The sequence below is a fragment of the Citrobacter sp. wls714 genome (genome assembly GCF_005281025.1).
GTDB classification, from domain to species: domain Bacteria; phylum Pseudomonadota; class Gammaproteobacteria; order Enterobacterales; family Enterobacteriaceae; genus Citrobacter; species Citrobacter werkmanii.
The window spans coordinates 1-217 of record NZ_SZWZ01000041.1; the positions used below are offsets into that span (position 1 = coordinate 1).

The window sequence follows — 217 nt, forward strand, 5'->3', positions numbered from 1 at the left end:
TGCAAACTGGCGGGGCACTGGATGTGAAGACCATTGCGATTATTTCGTTTGCGCTGTGCGGGTTTGCTAACTTTGGTTCGATTGGCGTTGTTGTCGGCGCATTTTCGGCGATAGCGCCACAGCGAGCTCCGGAAATCGCGCAGCTTGGAATGCGCGCGCTGGCAGCAGCAACGTTGTCAAACCTGATGAGCGCCACCATAGCGGGTTTCTTTATCGG

General features: G+C 55.8%; 1 protein-coding gene. It reads left to right on the plus strand.

The window, feature by feature from the left end:
• A partial coding sequence (locus FDX11_RS10195; protein ID WP_305764237.1) for a nucleoside transporter C-terminal domain-containing protein occupies positions 1-217 on the plus strand: 217 nt, incomplete at both ends.